Consider the following 22,878-nt stretch of genomic DNA (forward strand, 5'->3'; position numbering starts at 1 on the left):
CGGTAATAAAAATTTAAGCTTATGCTCGCAAGATTCCTCCCTCTTTTCCTACTCATCTTCACCTCCTGCTCCGGCAAAGGTGGCACCGACACTACCTCCACCGGCCCCGTTACCCCCACCTCCCCCGTAGACAGCGGCTGGACTTTCGAATCCACCCCCACCTGGGCAGATGAATTCGAATACACCGGCGCTCCCGACCCCAATAAATGGGGCTACGATCTGGGTGGCAGTGGCTGGGGTAACAATGAACTGGAATATTATACTAATAGTACCGACAATGCCAGCGTGGCAAACGGTGTACTGAGCATCACTGCCAGGAAAGAAACCAAAGAAAACAGGAACTACACCTCCGCCAGGATGGTCACCACCAACAAAGGCGACTGGCTGTATGGCCGTTTTGAAATCAAAGCAAAACTCCCCGCCGGCAAAGGAACCTGGCCTGCCATCTGGATGTTGTCTACTGACTGGGCATATGGCGACTGGCCTAAATCAGGCGAAATCGACATCATGGAACATGTGGGTTACGACCCCGGCAATGTGCACATCAGCGCCCATACAGAAGCTTATTATTTCAAAATAAATACCCAGAAAACAAGTACGAAAAAGGTCGACAATGTCACCACTGCATTCCACCTTTACAGGCTGGACTGGACACCATATGCCCTCAGGGGATATATCGACGACATGCTCGTATTCCAGTTTGCAAACGAAGGAAAAGGCTACACCGTATGGCCATTCGACAAGCGCTTCCACCTCCTCCTGAACCTCGCTATAGGCGGTGACTGGGGCGGCGCTCAGGGTGTAGACGATAGCATCTTCCCCACAACCATGGAAGTCGACTATGTAAGGGTATATAAAATGAAAAGTAAATGAGACTAAGTCATATATTTCTCTCCCTGCTCTGCTGCTTTGCCAGTTGCAAGGGAGACAGCAATGATACCACGACCATCATCACCGATCCACCTACTACAGGCGAAGTGCCCACCGACGTCACTTTTTGGCTCACCAAAGCCGATAAAAGTGTACTCTTGACCCGGCAAAATGTTAGCCTGCTTTTTAAAGATACTGTCAATGTATACCCGACTATCAAGGTGGAAGAGGGTACCACTTACCAGTCTGTAGATGGTTTTGGCTACTGCCTCACAGGTGGTAGTGCCACACTCATTAATAAATTACCTGCCGCTACCCAGGATGCCCTGCTCAAAGAACTGTTTGCTACAGACAGTGGCTGCATCGGCGTTAGTTATCTCCGCATCAGCATCGGTGCTTCTGACCTCAGTGCTGCACCTTTCACCTATGATGATATGCCAACTGGTCAGACGGATGTAAACCTTGACCACTTCAGCATCAGCAAGGAACAAACCGATCTGATACCTGTATTGAAAAAGATTATCGCTATTGCACCGAATATTAAAATACTCGGTTCTCCCTGGTCAGCACCCGTGTGGATGAAAGATAATGGCGGCTTTGTAGGCGGTAGCCTCAAACCTGAATACTACGCTACCTATGCACAGTACTTTGTAAAATACATTCAGGCCATGAAAGCAGAAGGCATCATCATCGATGCCATTACCCCGCAGAACGAACCTTTGCATGGTGGCAACAATCCAAGCATGGTCATGCAGGCTGCTGAACAGGCAACATTTATTAAGTCCGCATTAGGCCCGGCATTTAAATCAGCAGGCATTATGACGAAAATCATCGCCTACGATCACAATGCAGACAGACCCGATTATCCGGCCACAGTACTACAGGATGCGGATGCAAAACAATATGTAGACGGATCCGCATTTCACCTGTATGGTGGTGATATCAGTGCATTGACACAGGTGCATAATGCATTTCCCGATAAAAATGTCTACTTTACAGAGCAATGGGTAGGTGCCCCAGGTGATTTTGCTTCTAATCTGCAATGGCATATAACAAATCTCATCATCGGCGCAACCCGCAACTGGAGCCGGAATGTGTTGGAATGGAACCTGGCGTCCGATCCTAATTATAATCCACATACTGATGGCGGTTGTAGCACCTGTATGGGAGCACTCACCATCAGTGCCGACGTTACAAGGAACGTATCTTATTATATTATAGCACATGCTGCAAAGTTCGTAAGACCCGGTTCCACGAGGATTGCTACTAATGTCACCAGCCAGCTGGACAATGTGGCGTTCAAAACGCCGGATGGGAAAAGAGTATTAATTGTGATCAATAATGCCAGCGCTCCCCAATCATTCAACATCCAGTTCAATGGCAAAGTCGTTACTCCTACATTGACGAATGGTGCTGTAGGTACCTATATCTGGTAAGATGAACACGTTTAAACTGGTAATAATTAAACAAATGAAAAGAGCAATTTTGGCTGGGCTGTTGCTGGCATCTTATGCCGGCTATGCAAAAGGTCCTCAACCGGGAGATACGCTTTCCCGCAAAACAGTGACCGTTTACACTACAGCCGCAGGTACACAGTTAAGAATGTCAGCTACGGACAAGTTATCATTTACACCCGCCAGGCAACCGTTCGAAACGGAAGTCTGCATCTTTGTAGATCCTGCAAAAACCTTCCAGACCATGACCGGTATTGGTGGTGCACTCACAGATGCTTCGGCAGAAGTGTTTGCGAAGCTCCCGAAAGATAAGCAGGCGGAACTCCTGAAAGCTTACTTTGATCCCGTAAACGGTATTGGCTATACACTGGCACGTACTAATATTCATAGCTGCGATTTTTCCAGCGATAGCTATATATATATTGAGGAAGGAGATAGTGCGTTGAAGACATTTAATGTAAAGCATGATCTCACTTACCGCGTGCCATTTATCAAAGCTGCCATTGCGGCCGCAGGTGGCAAGCTCACGCTCTTTGCAAGTCCATGGAGCCCGCCGGCATTCATGAAAGATAATGGTAGCATGCTGCATGGTGGTAAACTCCTGCCCCGTTACTACCAGTCCTGGGCTAACTACTATGTAAAGTTCATCAGGGCCTACGAATCGCTCGGTATCCCGGTATGGGGATTAAGCGTGCAGAACGAACCGATGGCAAAACAAATCTGGGAGTCCTGCAACTTTACTGCGGAAGAAGAAAGAGATTTCATTAAGTATTATTTAGGCCCCACCTTACAGCGTGCCGGGCTGAGTACTAAAAAACTCATTGCATGGGATCATAACCGTGACCAGATCTATCAGCGTGCCAGCACGATTCTCGAAGACCCGGCAGCTGCAAAGTATGTATGGGGTATTGGTTACCACTGGTACGAAACATGGACAGGTAGCACCATGGAGTTTGATAATGTTCGTAGAGTATATGAAGCGTTTCCTGGTAAGAACCTCATCTTCACAGAAGGTTGTGTAGAGGCATTCAAATCTGAAAAAGTAAATGACTGGGCACTGGGTGAACGTTATGGCACATCTTTATTGAATGATTTCAATAATGGTACAGTTGCCTGGACAGACTGGAATGTACTGCTGGATGAAACAGGCGGTCCTAACCATGTAGGTAATCTCTGTTTTGCACCTGTGCATGCAGATACTAAAACAGGAGCACTTACTTACACTAATTCTTATTATTACTTAGGGCATTTCTCTAAATTCATTCGTCCGGGTGCAAAACGCATCGTCGCTTCTTCTAACAGAACTGACCTGCAGACCACTGCTTTTGTAAATAAAGATGGCAAAATGGTAGTGGTGGTGTTGAATACAAGTGAGAAGGAGTTAAAATATAAGTTGTGGATAAAGGGGAATGGTACAGATGTAAAGAGCTTACCACACTCAATTGAAACCATAGTAATCAATTAAAAAACAAGTCTTATAGCGCTTGCCATCCGGCAAGCGCTATAAGACCAAAACCTTTTGATCCGTTCGCGAAGCGAACGGATCAAAAGGTTCAACTGTTAATTCTTATCCCACCACAACCGCGTCGCTGCATTATCACTCCCACCTAACAAACTAATCCCCTTCTGCAACTCCGTAGCATTCGTATTATACTCCTGCTGTGGATAAGGCAATCTCCTCACTCCCAACGTATCATTCACCACCCCCGCACTCTGGTTATGCACCACCGGGAACATCTTAGGATAACCAGTTCTTCTATGCTCAGTCCATGCTTCCTGGCCCTCAGGGAACATCGCAATCCACTTCTGTGTAATAATCCTTTCCATCTTCACATCCGTCGTAGCCGCATCATCCCACTTAATAGTAATAGTTGAAGGTGCATCCGCATCATTCTCACTATTCTTAGGATCCACATATGCCGCAGGCGTACTGGTGGCATCCTCAAGATAATTCCCAATAGTAGCACCCCACTGTGTCATAGAAGTAGTAATACCCTCATTGTACAGCTCTTGTGCAGTACCACCTGCATTTGCCCAGCCGCGCACCGCAGCTTCTGCTCTCAGAAAGTAAACCTCAGCAGCCGTCATAATCTGCACAGGTGTAGTCAGGGTGAAAGAAGGACTGCCATCCTTGTAGTTCAGTGAAGAATAATCCAGGTAATCACTCTTGGTATTCGCGCTGGTAATGCTACCCAACCTGATACCAATGTACTGACCAGACACTGCATCGTCTGTCGCCTTATCCATATACTTGCTGATGCGCGGGTCATTGTACCCATTCAGGTACACACCGATATCAGCACCCATGCGAATATCCCCCCAGTTCTCAGTAATATATACGAGCGGGTTAGTAAAGCTACCACTCAGTGTCACAGTTGCATTACCACTGTTAGCCGTGATCACATCACCATTCGCGGAATTCAGTGCTTTCTCAGCCTGTGCCTGTGCAGTTGTGGCATCCGCTTTTACAATGTGCATAGCCAGGCGCAGGCGCAGGGAGTTGGCAAACTGTAACCATTTGGTAAAGTTGCCGCTGTATACCAGGTCAAAGTTGGCAAAAGTAAATGGCAGGGTATCCGCCGCCGCCAGGTAGTGCTGCAGGTTAGTAGTAGCAGTATCCAGCTCCAGGAAAAAGCGTTTGTAAATCTCTTCCTGGCTATCGTAAGGAAGGTTGGTTTTATCACTACCCGCCTGGCTGTAAGGAATAGGTCCGTAGATGTCAGTCACACGGCTCATAGCAGCCACCTGGATGATCTTAGCTACCGCCCATACAGATGGATACAACGTATCATAACCATTCTGACGCAGTTTCTGGATAGGAGCCATTACATTCAGGTATCCTACTTTGAAAGCCTCCCCGTTCCAGCCTGTCATCATATAATAGTTGGTATTGTTGATACCACCGTTGAATGGGTTAGATGACATGAAATAACCGGAAAAACAGTCAGCATTCAGGTTCTGCTGCACCTGGTAAGAGTTCGGGTCGCCACCACCTGAAAAGTTCAGGATAGAGCGTTGTGCCCTTGTCAGGTAAGATCCAAGGTCATTGAAGTCTGGGCTCAGCTGTCCGTTGGAAACACCCGTATTATCTGTATTATATTTCTCAAAGTTCTTCGTACACGCAGTAGCTCCCAGTAGAAGCACCGCAACAATTATATAGTAGCGTTTCATTTTTTCGATCAGTTTTTACTGTTAGAAAGTAGCATTCAACGTCAGACCATAGCTACGCAGCGCTGGCGGCATAAAGATGTCCACACCGGACAGACCATTTGCTGTAGACATAGTCAGCTCAGGATCAAACGGTGCTTTCCTGTAGAAGTAGATCAGGTTACGACCTGACAGGGAGAACTTCAGTGCCCTGATCACTTTATCTTTCAGAGGCACCGTATAGCCTATCGCTACCTCACGCAAGCGAACAGTCGTCGCATTGTACATATATTCACCAGATACAGCCTCACGGCCACCGATGGTGGAATACCAGGTTTTAGCATCAACAGTGCTCACAGCATTGCCGGAAGGATCTACACCATTTACTTTCACACCACCTGCATCCCTCGCATCGCCTGTAACTTTAGATACACCGTACTGGTCCATCATAGACTGTGTTACAGACATTACCTTACCACCAAATTTGCCATCAATCAGTGCAGACAGGGTGAAGTTTTTATAACCTACGCTGTTGTTCCAGCCCAGCTGCCACCTGGTGTTAGCATTACCCAGGTATACCATGTCGCCGGTCTGCTTGATAGGCGTACCGTTGGCATCGATCATCACTCTGCCCTGCGCATCATGTTTCAGTACAGTACCATAGATGTCGCCAAAAGAACCACCTACAGCAAATTTGGAAGCATAGTTAGAACCTGAGGCTCCGCTCAGTGTAAAGTAATCTACACCGTCAGCCAGTTCCTTGATCTTGTTGTTATTGAAGGAGAAGTTGATCCCGGTATTCCAGGTAACTTTGCTGTCACGGAATACATCGTAACGAACTACTGCTTCCACACCCTGGTTCTGGATGTTACCAGCATTGATATAATAAGAATCATAGTAAGAAGCCTGGCTCGCAGCAATCTGCAAAGTCTGGTTCTTGGTATTGGTCTTATAATAAGTCAGGTCCACACTCAGTCTGTTGCCAAAGAAGCGCCACTCAGTACCTAATTCCAGTGAATTGGTTTTCTCTGGTTTCAGATCAGTGAAAGGAGCTACGTTGTTAGCAACCGGTGTACCGCCTGCACCAATGGTATACAATGCCGGGTATGACTGGTAAGCCAGTGGAGAGTTACCAACCTGTGCAAAGGATCCACGCACTTTAGCAAAGCTGATCCAGGATGGTAATTGGGTAATCGAACTCAGAATGACATTAAGACCGGCAGATGGATAGAAATAAGACAAAGTCGGCGTATAAGCCAGGTTGGATGACCAGTCGTTACGTGCAGTCAGATCCAGGTAAACCCAATCTTTATAAGAGAAGTTGGCACTACCGAATACAGACTGGAACTGGCTGTGATTTTCCTGCAGGGTACCGGTGTTGGCACCGTTGATTGATTTGAAGTTCTGCAGAGTGAAGATGTTTGGAATAGCGAGACCTTCCTGGCCGGAATTAAATTTTTCACCATTGCTCTTCACGTCGCGGATAGCACCACCCACCACACCAGTTACACGAAAGTCCTGGTTGATAGGAACGTTGAAGTTGGCCAACAGGTCACCATACTGCTGATTGGTAGTCAGGTTCTGGTAGATCCATGCACCATTTGCAGGTGCAAGGTAAGTGCTGGTACCTGCATATACTTTCTGATCGTACACATCGTTGATCCTGTCAATGCTTCCCCTTGCCTGGATGTTCAACCATTTGTTCACTTCATATTTCAGGCTGGCGTTCAGCAGAATACGATTTCTGTCCAGTTGGTTTGGATTACGGTTAATGATCCACCATGGGTTCTGCTGTACATCCTCATTGAAAGGCCAGTTCTGCGTCATCAGGTTATTCCTGGAAGGGTTGGCCACTTCAAAGTTATTTTTATAAGGCAGGATGTCAGTACCACGGGGAAAGAGGTATAAGCCAGTCAGCGGGTTGTAGTACAAACCAGAGAGTGGCGTATTGTCAATCTGCTGGGTGATGTAGTTTACATCAGCTTCAGCGGTCAGCTTATCATTCAGGAAGTGACCTGTTTCTTTAAAGCTGATGTTGTTACGGCCCAGTTTATTGTTAGGCTGAATACCTCTTGCGCTGGTATTGGCATAAGAAAAATAAGTCTGTGCCTTGTCAGTACCACCGGAAAGGCTGATAGCGTTGGTAATATTATTACCAGTCTGGTAGAACTCATCCAGGTTATCGTGGGCAGGAGTGCTCAGTTTTGAACCCCAGCTCTGTGTATTGCCGGCACTGGTCTGACCATAATTATTCTGGAATTCGGGCTTGTAAGCGGCTTTGCTCAGGTTCAGGCCAGCAGAGTAGTTGATCACGGTACGACCAGATTTACCACTCTTGGTAGTGATCACCACCACCCCGTTTGCACCCTGGCTACCATACAGCGCAGCTGCAGAAGCACCTTTCAGGAAGTTGATGCTTTCAATATCCTCAGGGTTCATGTTAGAGATGGGGTCCCCACCATCGTAGGCGGTGCTGCCACCATAAGCACTGTTTGGCTGGTTGCTGATAGTATTGTTCATCGGCACACCATCAATTACGTACAGCGCCTGGTTATTACCCAGCCCTGATTTGTTACCACGCATGATTACTTTTACAGAACCACCCACACCGGAAGAGCTGGAAGAGATATTCATACCTGCTACTTTACCGTTCAGGGAGTTCATCAGGTTAGGATCTTTGGCTTTGGTCAATTCCACACCGCTCACCTGTTGGGTCGTATAGGTGATAGATTTCTCAGAGCGTTTGATACCCAATGCAGTAACGACTACAGTACCCAGCTGTTTATTGCTTTCAGCGAGTTTGATAGTCAGCGTGGTATTGTTACCTACGGTTACTTCCTGTTTGTCAAAGCCGATGTAGCTGATCACCAGTACGTCTGTAGGCTGGGCTTCCAGCGTAAAGTTACCGCCGGCATCAGTCATCGCACCCCTGGTGGTACCTTTTACCTGGATACTTACATTCTGAAGCGGATGACCAGCAGAGTCAGTAACAGTACCAGTGACAGTAGCGGCAGGAATGGGCGCAGGAGCGACTTCCCGGGGAGCTTTCTTAGGACTGATCACGATGATCTTGTCCACAATAGAATAAGTCAATGCTTTATCATTCAGGCACTTGTCCAGCACGTCAGTGAGGGGTTGTCCCTGAGCATTGATATTAATAGGCCCTTTGCCTTCCAGCAATTTGGCATCGTATACAAATTCATAGCCCGTTTGCTTGCTGATGGCGTTGAACACCTCATACAGGGAAAGGTGTCTTCCGGAAATACTAACGGTTTGGGAATAGGTTTTAGCAGATAGCTGGAGTGTAAATACCAGCGTTAAAATGGCAGTTAATTTCATAACTAACAACAATTTTCTGTGCAAAAGACTCACTCCTCCGCGGGAGGGAGTTTTGCATGAAGCGCATAGTTCCATACTTTTGTTTCCTGGCTTTTTAGTAAATCAAATTTTTCTTGAGTCAAAGAGAAATTGGTAGCCATGTTGCCGGGTCCCGATGGCAGTCGGGCCCGGTTTTTTTATGTCAGACGTGGCAGCGTCATGTAATAACCTGGGTACCTTTTTTGAATTGTTCACCTATGGTGACAGTCTCTACGTGGTCATAACGGAATTATTTTTAAAATGACAAAATATATATCCCCCCTTTTTAACGGGATTGATTAATGCAACGTGGCAGGTGAAACGGTCACATTGTGGCCATTTACCTCAAAATGAACCCTTTGGGTAGCTTCGAGGGCCTTGAGCAGTTTACCGGCATCTTCCCTGCGGGAGATCACTCCTGTCAGGTCAATGTCAGATACATCACCATTGTAGGCCACATCCATATCATACCACCTGGATAGCTGACGCATGATGGTTTTGATATTAGTGCTCCTGAAGCGGAACTTACCGTCTTTCCAGGCAAGGGTCTGTTCCAGGTCTGCGGGAGCGATTACAAAGGTGTTGTCTGCCAGGCTGGCTTCCAGTCCGGGCTTCAGTATATTTTTCTGGTTTCCGTGTGCTACCTGCACAGCGCCTTCTACCAGGGTAGTCTTCACAGTTTGCTCATCGGCGTAGGCCATGATATTGAAACTCGTTCCCAGTACTTTCACGGTCATATCCTTATCAGCAGCTTTCACCTGTACAAAAAACGGGTGGTCAGACTGCGGAGCGATTTCGAAATACGCCTCGCCTGTGATGCTGACCTGTCTTTCCTCTCCCACAAAGGCGGTAGGGAAACGTATACTGCTGGCGGCATTGAGCCATACCTTACTACCATCGGCCAGTGTGAGCTGGTATTGGCCACCATGAGGGGTAGTGACGGTGTTGTACATCACCTCACTACCGCCGTTTGCCTGGTAACTCAGGTTACCGTTGGCATTATTGATCCGGGTGTTACCTTGTTGGGCCAGGGCGCCATTGACAGCGCTGTCCAGTGGAATCTGAGTACCATCAGCGAGGGTCAGCATAGCTTTGTTGGAGCCGGGAGCCAGCACCTGGGTTTTGACCAGGGTAGGGGGTCTTTCAGTCTCTTTCTTATATAAAAGACTGGCGGTCAGTATAATACCGGCAGTTACAGCAGCTGCGGCATACAGGTAAAAACGACGTTTGCTTTTGACAACAGCCAATGGCTCAGGCTGATCCGCCTGAAAAATGGCTTCGAGCATAGCAGTATGATCTTCCTGGTCCCAATCGGCACCGGGTACATCACTTTTTAAGGAATCAAGAATGTCGGCACGGAGCAGCTCATCATGTTCTCCACTATTAATAGCGGAGAAAAGACGATTTTTTTCATCGGGAGTGATGTCATTCTGCTTATACTTATCAAGCAAGAGTTTTAATTCCTGTGCTGTCATAATGGTAAAGACGATGATGGAAAATAAAAGGAGTATCCAGGAAGGAAAAAAAATAACTTTTTTTTCGGTGTGGCAGGTTAAACGCTTCTGGAGCCGGCCGCAGGCCTTTCTCTCCAAGCGAAAACGCGCTTCTGCCGGAGGCGGAAGCGCGTTTTCGCATTAAATACTTTTCTTAACAAAATTCCTTACCGTCTGCACTGCGATCTGCATCTGTTTCTTTACGGTATGGATGGATATATTGAACTTATTAGAGATCTCTTCATTACTAAACCCCTCCTTCCTGGCGATATACACCTTCTTCCGCTCCGGCGGCAAAGCCGCAATCGCCCTTTCCACAATGCCTGCATACTCCCGCTCTTTCACCCTGTAATCCGTATCATTCACCATCTCCACCTGCTGGTGATACAGCTGCTCATACGCCTTTATCCTCACAGCCTGCTTCTTAAACCCATCAAACACATGGTTCCTCGTCAGTATAAATAAATAGTCAGAAAAGTCTTTTACTTCAGGCAAAACTTCTCTCTTTAGCCAGATCTTCAGGAAAACCTCCTGCACCACTTCCCGTGCTGCCAGGTTGTCTTTAAGATAAAGCATAGCCACATCAAACACCTGTTTACTGTACTGGTTAAAGACAAGTGTATAAGCAGACTGGCTTCCTTCTCCTATCTGCTGTAATAATTCCCTTTCTGCCTGTGTGAATGAATCTTGCAAAATTCAATCGTTTGAATGCTGTAATTCCCCGCTAAAATTAGGAAGTTACCCCTTATATGCCCAAATATTTATTTAATATGAGCTTTTCAGGGGCGCCTCGGGAAAAAGATAAAACGCCTATCTTGTGTTTTTAAACAGGAATCAACTTACTATGAGAAAGGCTATCACGTTATTACTCGGGGCTATTGCCCTCGGCAACCCATTATTTGCTCAGAAAAAACCAAAAACCTCCGGCAACCCGATCATCCAGGGTTGGTATGCCGATCCGGAAGCCGCCGTATTCGGAAAAGAATACTGGATCTTTCCCACTTATTCCGACAAATACGAAAAGCAGGTCTTCTTCGATGCTTATTCTTCCGCTGACCTCGTCACCTGGAAGAAACACCCGGATGTATTGGATTCTTCGCGTGTAAAATGGGCCAACCGTGCCATGTGGGCACCTGCCATCGTCAAAAAAGACGGAAAGTACTTCTTCTTTTTCGGTGCCAACGACATCCAGAACGATAACCAGGAAGGTGGTATTGGCGTAGCCGTTGCCGACAATCCCGGAGGTCCATACAAAGATTACCTCGGTAAACCACTCATTGACAAATTTTACAATGGCGCTCAGCCCATCGATCAGTTCGTATTTCACGACAAAGATGGTCAGTACTACATCGTCTACGGTGGCTGGCAACACTGTAATATTGCCCGCTTAAAATCCGATTTCACAGGTATAGAACCTTTCGCCGATGGTCAGACCTTCAAAGAGATTACCCCCAAAGGGTACGTAGAAGGTCCCTTTATGTTCATTCGCAATGGTAAGTATTATTTTATGTGGTCCGAAGGTGGCTGGGGCGGCCCCGACTATAGTGTAGCCTACGCGATCGCCGATAGTCCTATGGGTCCCTGGCAGCGCATTGGCAAGATCTTACAGCAGGATACTGCCGTAGCTACCGGTGCTGGTCACCACTCCGTGATCAACGTACCCAATACCGATAGATGGTACATCGTTTACCACCGTCGCCCCCTTACAGAAACCGCTGCCAATAACCGCGTAGTCTGCATCGACGAAATGCACTTTGACGCAACAGGCAAAATTGTACCTGTAAAAATTACGAAAGAAGGCGTAAGGGTAGATAAGTTAAAATAAAACAACCTGAAAGGAAGTTCAATACTCAGTAAACATTGCCAAATTTTAATTGTTATAAAATTAAGGCAAACGTTTACAAAGAGTTACGCTTATAAAAAGGGGGTACTTTTTGTATCCCCTTTTTGTTACCATGTATTCCATAATTTGGAATTTTACAGGGGTTTCAAGCGTTCGAAATACCTTTATAGCCACTGTTTTGCTAAAACGGTTTACATACAGTCAGAGTTTGGTAAAATAGTATTTGTATAACCGCGCAAATGGTGATAATTATGTACAACTTCTTGGTGATTGTATGAAATGTTAAAATTTGTGTACTTTGGAACCAGAATCAGCGTCGTGAGTAAAATGAAATCTTCAACGTAAAAATGAAAAGCTACCGTCGTGAAAAACAGTGAGAAATGAAAGGTGTGAAAAACGGTAATTATATATTAGTTGTAAGTAAAAAAAATTAGTGTCGTCATTTTAAGACTTGTCATTTTAAAATGTAGAACAACAGTAACAGTGAAACACAACAACAACCAGAATTGCCCTCTAAACTATTGACTGTAGAAATACTATTGAACGAGGGCCAATTGCAAGGAGTATTCAAGGGGAGAACATGTAGCTGATCAGATCTAACAACGTAACAATGAACAAGCATTCTTAATTAATCAAAAAATTTCTTCTGTGGTTTTTTAAACTACCAGCCGTGCTGTGCGCGTACATGTAGCAATTGTACTGTCATGCACGCTAACCGGTAGTTACAACATTACATAACGTCATCTTCAATTCCTATCCACATGTGGTAGATGTATTTCTCTTGCCTTGAAAGAAGGCGAGCCCACCACTTATTTTCTAAAACGAAAATTTTATACAGAAACCAAAATGAAATGTAGAACCAAAACGGAGCCACAAGCCCGTTATCAGTCTGAAAAAGGAGTGTACACCACTCATTTATTACCTAACCAAAAACTAAATCGATAATGAGACAACTTCGTTTGCTGGTCATCGCGATGCTGCTTTCAACGGTAGCTTTCGCACAAACAAGACAGTTAACTGGGAGTGTGAAGGATAGCAAATCCGGAGCGGGTCTACCCACTGCAACTGTACTGGTTAAAGGAAAGAACGTTGCAACCATTTCTGGTGCAGATGGTTCCTTCTCATTGAAAGTACCAGATGGCACTTTTCAACTCCAATTTTCATTAGTCGGTTATACTACAAAAACTATCGAAGTAACAGCAGGACAGAGCTCTGTAGCTGTCACTCTCGAAGAATCTGCAACACAATTGGGCGAACTGGTGGTAACGGCGTTGGGTATCGCAAAAGATAACTCAAAGTTAGGTTACTCCGTTGCTAAAGTGGGCGGTGAGTTGATGACAAAAGCACGTGAAACAAACGTTGCACTCTCCCTGGGTGGTCGTGTTTCTGGTGTGAATGTACACGGTTCCAGTGGTGGTCCTGGTTCTTCTGCACGTATCCTGCTGCGCGGTATGCCTAGTATGAACTCTGGTGGAGCGCCACTGTTCGTCATCAACGGTGTGCCAATGGACAATACACAGCGTGGTGCTGCAGGTGAGTGGGGTGGTGCTGATGCCGGTGATGGTATCGGAAACCTCAACCCTGACGATATCGAAGATATGACAGTGCTGAAAGGTCAGGCTGCATCCGCATTGTACGGTGCCCGTGCTGCAAATGGTGTGATCCTCATCACTACCAAATCCGGTAAAAAAGGTACTTTCTCTGTTGACTATAATATGAACTATTCAATCGACAAAGCGATTGATTACTCCGACTGGCAGTATACTTATGGTCAGGGTACAGGTGGTTCCAAACCTAACAACGCTTCTGATGCACAAGGTACTACCCGCTTTAGCTGGGGTGCTAAACTGGATGGTTCTACCTTCACCCAGTTCGATGGTAAATCATATGCATACACTGCGTACAAAGATAATATCAAGAATTTCTACCGCTCTGGTCCTACCTTCACTAACACCGTGTCTATGTCTGCCGGTGGTGATAAAGGAACTTTCCGCTTGTCACTGTCCAACCTGGACAACCAGTCAATCGTTCGTAACTCTGGCCTGAACAGAAAATCTGTTAACTTAAACGTTGACCAGAATATCACGAGCAAGCTGAACGTGAAGGTAATGGCTAACTACATCGATGAGCTGCAGAAAAACAAACCTCAGCTGTCTGACGGTCCGCTGAACGTAAACAACGGTTTGTTCATCGCAAACAACATTAATGAAAAAATCCTCGATCCAGGTTATGATGCCAATGGTGCCGAAATACTCTGGACAGATGATAACTATGTAACCAACCCATGGTTCGTTATCAACCGTTACATCAACAATATCGGTCGTAAACGTCTGATCTCTGCTGTAACTGTTAAATATAACCTGACTGACTGGTTATACGCCAGCGGTCGTGTTGGTTACGATAACGAGAATGACCGCATCCTGAAAATTGAGCCGACCGGTACTGACTATACCAAGAACAGTAACTATAGTAACCAGACTGGTAGCTACAACCTGCAAACGCCTTCTGCTTATCAGCTCAACGGTGATGTTTTCGTAGGCGTAAGCAACAAGAACATTACAAAAGACCTGGTGATCAGTGGTGTAGTGGGTGCTAACATCCTCAAGAATAATACTGAAAACATTACTATCAGCGGTAGTCCTTTCATCGTAAACTACCTGTATACTCCTACTAACGTATATACCTTTAACAGGTCTTATGCTTATACCAAGAAGGAATCTCACTCAGGTTACTATTCAGTTGACTTAAACTGGAAGACATACCTGAACCTGAGCACTACCGGTCGTTACGATGCCTTCTCTACGCTGGCAGGTACCGGTATTCCTAATAGCCAGGTAGGTATCTTCACACCATCAGTATCTGGTAGCTTCGTGTTCTCTGAACTGACTAAGCTGCCTAAAATGAGCTATGGTAAGATCCGTGCCAGCTATGCACAAACAAGTGGTGAGCCTGTGAAACCATACCAGACAATGGTATACTACGGCCTGGAAAGCACTATCAATGGTACACCAACCGGCCGCTTTAGCAATACACTGCCTTCTGGTCTGCTGAAACCATTCACAGTAACAGAATTTGAAGTAGGTGCTGAACTGAAATGGTTTGACAACAGGTTAGGTCTGGATGTTGCTTACTTCCACCGCAAGACCAAAAATGAAATCATGAGTGCTAACTTCAGCTTGTCTACCGGTTACAACGCTGGTTATGTACCAACTGGTAGCACCATGAACAAAGGTCTGGAAGTGTTGATCAACGGTACTCCAATCACTAACAAAGATTTCAACTGGAACGTATCATTCAACTTAACTTCTGTTAAGAACGAAATTCTCCATACTGACAATAATAACAACACTATCACTTTGGGTACTGACCGTCCTAACCACGGTTCTGTTTACACTGCTTACCAGGTTGGTAAAGCCGGTCCTCAGATTCTGGGTTATGACTACAAATGGGATGGTAAAGGCAACATGATCGTAGATGATGGTGGTCTTCCTGTACAGGGCGACCTGAAATCATGGGGTACTGTACTGCCTACCCTGTATGGTGGTTTGAATAACGACTTTAGCTACAAGAACATCACCCTGTCTTTCCTGATCGATTATAACTATGGTAACAAGATTATTTCTGCTACCAAGGCATATAGCATCTATCGTGGTCTGAACAAGGAAACCCTGAACGGACGTGAAAGCGGTATCACTACCGGTGTACTTGAAAGCGGTGCAGCAAATACAAAGACTGTGACTTCACAGGCTTACTACCAGGCTATCTTTAGCAGAAACATCACTGGTCCGCTGAGCGTACTGAATGGCGACTATATCAAACTGCGTCAGGTAACCCTGGGTTATACCCTGACAGAGAAATTGCTGGGCAATATTCCTTTGATCCGCTCAGTAAACATTTCCCTGGTGGGTCGTAACCTCTGGACTATCAAGAGAAAATCTGGCATCATCGATCCGGAAGCTGGTTTCTCCACACTGGTTACTTATGCAGGTATTGAAGGTACAAGTGTTCCTTCTGCAAGGACTTATGGTGTGAACGTTAATGTCAAATTCAAATAAGATAAGTCATGAAAAGATACTTCATTTATATAGGTCTGGCTGGTTTGTTGATGCAATCAGCTTCATGTACCAAAAACTTCAACGAGATCAACACGGACCCTACTCAGACCAGTGCTGATCTGTATAATCCGAATTACCTGCTCACGAGTGCGCAGCATGCTTTTAGCTCTCAGGGGTACAACATGTTTCTGTTCGAGGGTTTCTGGACACAGATCATGGCATCTACTTCTTCACTGACTTCCAACTACCTGTCTAATGGTGACAAGTACGTGGCAACCAGTGGTACATCCGACTACCAGGGCCGTATCTGGAATACCGATTACGGATCCACAGACCTCTACTACACCGGTGCTGGTAACCTGGTAGCAGAAGCCATCGCCCTCACAAAAGATGATGCAAGCAAAGTGAATATCACTGCAACCTGTATGATCATGAAAGCCATGATCCTGCAGCAGGTAACAGATGTATATGGCGATATCCCTTATTCTCAGGCATTCCAGGGTAAGCAGGGTGTTACACAGCCTATTTACGATACACAGGAAGAAGTTTATAATTCTATCTTCAATGACCTGACAACCGCTATCGGTATGTTCGATGCCAGCAAAACACTGGTAACCGGCGACCTGTATTACGGTGGTGATATCACTAAATGGAAAAAGTTCGCTTACTCCCTGATGCTGCGTGCAGCCATGCGCCTCACCAAAGTAGCGCCTACTACCGCACAGACATGGGCTGAAAAAGCAGTGGCAGGTGGTGTATTCACCAGCTCTGCTGACGATGCATACATCAATGTACAAAGCACCAATGGTCACGACAACGCACAGGCCAGGGTATATGGTACTGACCTGTACCAGACCAGGTGGAGCAAAACACTCATCGATTACCTGAAAACAAACAGCGATCCAAGATTAGGCGTGGTAACTGAAGTTCCCCAGGCTGGTCTTGCTGCCAATAAGACGACTGCTGCAGGTAACACCACTGCCTCTGCACAGATAGGTCTGCCAAATGGTTATGACCTGAACGGTGGTCCTACCGACGTGACCAACGAACCAAATTACCCTGGTTCTACAGGTACTGGTGCTGACGAAACACCAATTGGTAAATACTCCCGTCCACTGGCTTCAGTATATACTAACCTGAACTCTCCGATCTTTGTGCTCACATATGCACAAACTGAATTACTGCTGGCCGAAGCTGCTGTAAGAGGATGGAATGTAGGTGGTACTGCTGTTACACACTATGCAGCGGGTACCACAGCTGGTCTGACTTCCCTGGCTACCCTGGGTTCTGCGCTGACCATCTCTTCTGCTACTGCTACTGCTTATGTGGCTTTACATCCGCTGGATGTAACATCTACTGCTGCTTCTCTGAAACAGATCAATGAGCAGTACTGGGCTACTACCGGTATTCAGTTCAACTACATCGAAACATGGTTCAACTGGCGCCGTTCTGGTTACCCTGTATTGACACCTGTAGTGTACGATGCTAACTTCTCCGGTGGTCAGATCCCAAGAAGACAACTGTATCCTGTTACAGAAGCTACACTGAATGGCACAAACTATAAAACAGCTGTAAGCCATCTTTCCGGTGGAGATACCTGGGTATCCCGCGTATGGTGGGATCCAGCTTCCTGATCAAGTTTTTGTTCATGACTAGCTAAATAAAGAAAAGTTAATGCGGTAACCTGCCGCATTAACTTTTCACCTTTTAAGAATGGGAACACTGAAAATCTATTTACCCATGCGCTATTCCACCTTGCTGGCTCTCATGATAGCATCCTGCATTCCCTGCGCTATCCAGGCACAACAGCATCTTTTCCAGCAACTACCTTCCAAAACTACCGGCATTAAGTTCTCCAACCCTTTGAATGAAACAGAAGGGTTGAACGTGTTGCAATACGAATACTTCTACAACGGCGCCGGTGTAGCCGTAGGAGACCTGAACAACGATGGATTACAGGACCTGTATTTCACAGCAAACATGCAGCCTGGTGCACTCTACCAGAACATGGGCAACATGCAGTTCAAAGACATTACCAAAGATGCCGGCAAAGGCGTCGGGGGCAAACCAGATAGCTGGAAGACAGGTGTGACCATGGCCGACGTAAATGGCGATGGCCTCCTCGATATCTACATCTGCTACTCCGGTAAGCGGGATGACGCTGCCCGCCGTAACCAGCTCTTTATCAACCAGGGCAACATGAAATTTGTGGAAAAGGCAAAGGAATATGGCCTCGACGATCCAGGCTATAGCACCAACGCTGTCTTCTTTGATATGGACAACGATGGCGACCTGGATATGTTCCTGCTCAACCACAGCACCAACAAGATTGACAACATGGAGTTTGCGAAGTACAAAGCCCTGACAGATTCCCTGGCAGGCAACAAACTCTATCGTAATGATAACAACCACTTCACTGATATCACCCTCAAAGCCGGCATCATCCAGAACCCGCTCACCTTTGGGCTGGGGGTAGCTGTAGCTGATATTAACAAAGATGGCTGGGAAGATATCTACGTGACCAACGACTACAACGAACCTGATTACCTATACATCAACAATCACGATGGTACGTTCGCTGAGCGTACAAAAGAAACTTTTAAGCACCTGTCTCACTTTTCTATGGGTGTAGATATTGCTGACTACAACAACGATGGATTACCAGATGTGCTTACCCTCGATATGCTCCCTGAAGACAACAAGCGCCAAAAGCTGCTGCAAATGGAAGAGAGCTACGAGATGCACGACCTGATGAAGTCACAGGATCTCTATGAACAGTATATGCGCAATATGCTGCAACTGAATAATGGCGATGGCACCTTCAGCGAAATTGGTCAGCTGGCAGGCGTATCCAATACAGACTGGAGCTGGTGCCCGCTCTTTGCTGACTTTGACAATGACGGGTATAAAGACCTCTTTGTAACCAATGGCTACCTGCGGGATTATACCAACAAAGACTTCCTGCGCTATTGGGGCGATTACAAAGTAAAGAAAGCTATGGAGCGCGAACCCATTAAGTTCATGGACCTGGTCACAGCCATGCCTGTCACACCCTTAAAGAATTATATCTTCCGCAATAATCATGACCTCACCTTTGCCAATAAGCAACAGGATTGGGGAATCGATCAACCCGGTGTATCCAGTGGCGCCGTATATGCCGACCTGGATAACGACGGTGACCTGGACCTGGTGGTGAACCGTATCAATGATCCGGCAGGCATTTACCAGAACATGACGCGGGAACAGCATAAAACCCCTTATCTCTCTTTCAAACTACACGGAGAAGGCAAAAATACCCAGGCCATCGGCGCCAAGGTATATGTATATACCAATGGCATGCAGCAATACCAGGAAGTAAATCCTGGCAAAGGCTACCTGGGTGCTGTATCCACACAATTGTTATTTGGCCTGGGTAGCGCCACCAAAGCTGATTCTGTGCTGATTGTATGGCCCGGCAATAAGGAACAACGTATGAGGGATGTAGCAGCCAATCAGTTGCTGAAAGTCGACTATGCGCCGAATGCTGTTGTACCACCTGCTACCCTGGCAAAACCTTTCTTCACCAAAGCTGATGGCCTGCTCAATTACAAACACGAAGAAATGCCGGCGAATGACTTTAAGCGCCAGCTGCTCATGATATTCATGTATTCCAAAACAGGACCTGTCATTGCAAAGGCAGATGTGGATAAAGATGGAAAAGAAGACCTGTATGTAAGCGGCAATGGCGAATTGCCCGGCCGCATCTACACACAATTAAGTAGTGGCAGCTTTGAAATGAACAAAAACATGAAGCTGGAAGACCCAGCTGAAAATTGTGTATCCGATGCTATCTTCTTCGATGCTAACGGAGATGGGTATCCTGATTTGTACCTGGCAATGGGTGGCTACTTCAATTGTGATCCAAAAACCCCCATGTTGCAGGATGAACTGTTTATTAATAATGGTAAAGGCATTCTTGTAAAAGCGGGTGAAAACCTGCCTGATGTAAGTGCAAACAGTAAGTCCTGTGTGCGCCCCTGTGATTTTGATAATGATGGAGATATTGATCTCTTTGTAGGTGGTCGTGTCATTCCAGGTCAGTACCCGGTATCACCGGTGTCTTACCTGCTGATCAATAACGGGAAAGGAAAATTCACCGTAGCAGATGTACCTTTTGCAAAAACAGGTATGATCACAGATGCACAGTGGACAGACCTGGATAAAGACGGTCGTAAAGACCTGGTAGTGTGTGGAGAGATGATGCCACTGTCAGTATATATCAACAAAGCAGATGGTTTCAAAGATAAAACAGCCGACTACTTTGATCAGCCACAAAATGGTTTCTGGTTTAGCCTGGCAGTAAAGGATGTGGATGGTGATGGCAACGACGACCTCATTGCAGGTAACCTCGGCCTGAATACACAGATCAAAGCTTCTCCCAAAGAACCTGCGGAACTGTACTATGCAGATTTCGATAAGAATGGCAACATCGATCCATTCCTGAATTTTTATATCCAGGGAGTAAGTTATCCATACGTGAGCAGGGATGAACTGAACGACCAGATTTACCCGATGCGAAAGAAATTCACTTCTTACAAAAACTATTCAGATGCGACGATGAAAGATATCGTGGCGCCTGATGACCTGGCAAAGGCTGGCAAGCTTACCGTTACAGAGACCCGTAGCTTGTGCCTCCTGAATAGGAACGGCAAATTTGTCGTATCCCCATTACCAGTAGAAGCACAGTTCTCAGTAGTAAACAAAATACTGACAGGCGACTTCAATGAAGATGGTAAGCCAGACCTGTTACTACTCGGTAACCATTGTGACAACCGCCTGAAGCTGGGTAGCTTTGACGCTGGTTATGGCTGTCTGCTCAAAGGTGATGGCAAAGGCGGGTTTACATATGTAGACCAATCTGCAGCCGGTATTTGTATCAAAGGCGATGTAAAGTCAGCCGGTGAAATTGCCATCAATGGTAAAAACTTTATGGTAGTTGGTGTAAACAATGAAGGTGTCTCACTTTATAAAGAAAAATAAGTATGAAGAAACTTATCTTAGGATTGTTGCTCGTTAGTCAGCTGGGGCATGCGCAACAGCAGTATGACAAGGCGCCCTTTACCGATTATATACAGCCGGCAGTCTTTTCTCTTTCTATGGTGATGATGCACGATGTGGTGAATCCGCCGGCGGCCACACGCTTTTATAGTTATGCAACATTAGCAGCCTACCAGATTGTGGCAACGCATAATCCTGCTATGTCAGGTGCTGCAACATTTATAAAATCTTACCCGGCAGTTACAGTTCCCGACAGTGGCAGAACCTACGATTACAAAGTGGCAGCTGTATATGCGATCCTGGAAGCAGGTAAGCAGTTATTGCCTTCTGGTTATATGCTCACAGAGGATGAAAAAAAGCTGATAGACCTGTTTAAAAAAGACCAGGTGCCTGATAGCATAATTAAGAATTCTGTGATGGTGGCAGAAGGGGTGGTAAAGCAGATTGTACAATGGTCTAAAGGCGATGGATATGGCAAACTCAGTACCTTACGCAGGTATACACCGTTGAAAGGAGAGGGGTATTGGTATCCTACACCTCCGGCTTACATGGATGCGGTAGAGCCAAACTGGCGTACCATTCGTCCTATGGTGATCGATAGCTGTACCCAGTTCCAGCCAAAGCCGATGACAGCCTTCAGCAAAGATACCACCAGTGACTTTTACAAGCTAAGTATGGAGGTATATAACTATGGGGTACATTCTACCAAAGAAGAGATGACGATTGCAGGATTTTGGGATTGTAATCCATTTGCGGTAAGCACCTATGGACACATGGCGATTGGATTTAAAAAAATCACACCCGGTGGTCACTGGATGAATATTACAGGTATTGCCAGCCGCAAAGCTAAACTGGATTTTGATCATACCTTGCAGGTGCACATGCTGGCGGCCAACGTGATGATGGATGCCTTTATCAGCTGCTGGGATGCAAAGTATGCAACGAACCGTATCCGCCCCGAAGCGTTTATCAACAAGTACATAGATGTGAAGTGGAAGCCGAATTTGCAAACACCACCATTCCCCGAATATACAAGCGGGCATAGTGTCGTATCGTCTGCTGTTGCTACGATGCTGACCTACCTGTTTGGAGATAACTTTGAATACACAGATAATTCAGAAGAATTCTGGGAACTGACGCCAAGGCATTTTACATCTTTCTGGAATGCAGCGATGGAAGCAGCGGTGTCACGTATTTATGGAGGTATCCATTTTCGCGATTCAGTGGAAAATGGGGTGGATCAGGGGAAACGTGTAGGAACGTTTGTAGTTGAAAAAATAAAGAAAGCAGGTATCAATCCTGTCGCCAAAAATTAATTTAGCTGATTCAGGCCCAGCGAATTTTGCATTACCTGATTCAACCCCAGTGGATTTTGCGTCAGCAAAATCCACTGACGTCTCTCCCGGCTTTAGTGAATTTGCCGAAGGCAAATTCACTAAAGCCGGATTTTTATATATTTGTCTTTATGATGACAGCCATCGCCCTTGATGACGAGCCACCAGCCTTAGCCGTAATTGACACCTTCTGTCAAAAGCTCAACTACATCCGCCTGGAGAAAACCTTCACCGGCACCGCCGAAGCCATGTCCTTCCTCCGCCAGTACCCCATCGACCTCCTCTTCC

General features: G+C 46.1%; 12 protein-coding genes. 8 read left to right on the forward strand and 4 right to left on the reverse strand.

Features of this window, described 5'->3' with window-relative positions; genetic code table 11:
* Nucleotides 1-21: 21 nt before the first annotated feature.
* From ABDW16_RS29160 to ABDW16_RS29170, 3 genes are read left to right on the forward strand one after another with little or no spacing between them, the layout of a single operon-like run.
* A complete protein-coding gene (locus ABDW16_RS29160; RefSeq protein WP_343674757.1) occupies nucleotides 22-873 on the forward strand; it encodes a glycoside hydrolase family 16 protein in 852 nt (283 codons plus the stop codon).
* Entirely contained in the window at nucleotides 870-2,306 is a 1,437-nt protein-coding gene (locus ABDW16_RS29165; RefSeq protein WP_343674758.1) for a glycoside hydrolase family 30 beta sandwich domain-containing protein, read from the forward strand. The genes ABDW16_RS29160 and ABDW16_RS29165 overlap by 4 nt, the downstream gene beginning before the upstream one ends.
* A gap of 34 nt (nucleotides 2,307-2,340) precedes the next feature.
* Nucleotides 2,341-3,789 (forward strand): glycoside hydrolase family 30 beta sandwich domain-containing protein, encoded by a 1,449-nt coding sequence (locus tag ABDW16_RS29170; RefSeq protein WP_343674759.1) that lies wholly within the window; start codon nucleotides 2,341-2,343, stop codon nucleotides 3,787-3,789.
* Between the two features lie 95 nt (nucleotides 3,790-3,884).
* On the opposite strand, the gene ABDW16_RS29175 is transcribed toward ABDW16_RS29170, so the two are convergent.
* The 4 genes from ABDW16_RS29175 to ABDW16_RS29190 form a co-directional block, all read right to left on the reverse strand.
* Nucleotides 3,885-5,495 (reverse strand): RagB/SusD family nutrient uptake outer membrane protein, encoded by a 1,611-nt coding sequence (locus ABDW16_RS29175; protein ID WP_343674761.1) that lies wholly within the window; start codon nucleotides 5,493-5,495, stop codon nucleotides 3,885-3,887.
* 21 nt (nucleotides 5,496-5,516) lie between these two features.
* Complete coding sequence (locus ABDW16_RS29180) at nucleotides 5,517-8,810, reverse strand: SusC/RagA family TonB-linked outer membrane protein (RefSeq protein ID WP_343674762.1); 3,294 nt, start codon at nucleotides 8,808-8,810, stop codon at nucleotides 5,517-5,519.
* A 317-nt stretch (nucleotides 8,811-9,127) separates the two neighbouring features.
* Complete coding sequence (locus ABDW16_RS29185) at nucleotides 9,128-10,303, reverse strand: FecR domain-containing protein (RefSeq protein WP_343674763.1); 1,176 nt, start codon at nucleotides 10,301-10,303, stop codon at nucleotides 9,128-9,130.
* A gap of 159 nt (nucleotides 10,304-10,462) precedes the next feature.
* On the reverse strand, nucleotides 10,463-11,014 hold the full coding sequence (locus ABDW16_RS29190) for a sigma-70 family RNA polymerase sigma factor (RefSeq protein ID WP_343674764.1): 552 nt from the start codon (nucleotides 11,012-11,014) through the stop codon (nucleotides 10,463-10,465).
* A 151-nt stretch (nucleotides 11,015-11,165) separates the two neighbouring features.
* Here ABDW16_RS29190 and ABDW16_RS29195 point away from each other — a divergent pair, with 151 nt between their 5' ends.
* The 5 genes from ABDW16_RS29195 to ABDW16_RS29215 all read left to right on the forward strand — a co-directional run bounded on the left by ABDW16_RS29195 (nucleotide 11,166) and on the right by ABDW16_RS29215 (nucleotide 22,572).
* Nucleotides 11,166-12,146 (forward strand): glycoside hydrolase family 43 protein, encoded by a 981-nt coding sequence (locus ABDW16_RS29195; RefSeq protein WP_343674765.1) that lies wholly within the window; start codon nucleotides 11,166-11,168, stop codon nucleotides 12,144-12,146.
* A 962-nt stretch (nucleotides 12,147-13,108) separates the two neighbouring features.
* Entirely contained in the window at nucleotides 13,109-16,219 is a 3,111-nt protein-coding gene (locus ABDW16_RS29200; RefSeq protein ID WP_343674767.1) for a SusC/RagA family TonB-linked outer membrane protein, read from the forward strand.
* A gap of 8 nt (nucleotides 16,220-16,227) precedes the next feature.
* Complete coding sequence (locus ABDW16_RS29205) at nucleotides 16,228-17,853, forward strand: SusD/RagB family nutrient-binding outer membrane lipoprotein (protein ID WP_343674768.1); 1,626 nt, start codon at nucleotides 16,228-16,230, stop codon at nucleotides 17,851-17,853.
* 79 nt (nucleotides 17,854-17,932) lie between these two features.
* Nucleotides 17,933-21,238 carry a VCBS repeat-containing protein gene (locus ABDW16_RS29210; protein WP_343674769.1) on the forward strand — a complete coding sequence of 1,102 codons (3,306 nt, stop codon included), beginning with the start codon at nucleotides 17,933-17,935 and terminating at the stop codon, nucleotides 21,236-21,238.
* Nucleotides 21,239-21,240: 2 nt separating this feature from the next.
* The gene (locus ABDW16_RS29215; protein WP_343674770.1) at nucleotides 21,241-22,572 is read left to right on the forward strand and encodes a vanadium-dependent haloperoxidase; all 1,332 of its coding nucleotides are present in this window, start codon (nucleotides 21,241-21,243) and stop codon (nucleotides 22,570-22,572) included.
* Nucleotides 22,573-22,878: the final 306 nt, after the last annotated feature.

This window comes from Chitinophaga sp. (genome assembly GCF_039596135.1).
GTDB lineage: Bacteria > Bacteroidota > Bacteroidia > Chitinophagales > Chitinophagaceae > Chitinophaga.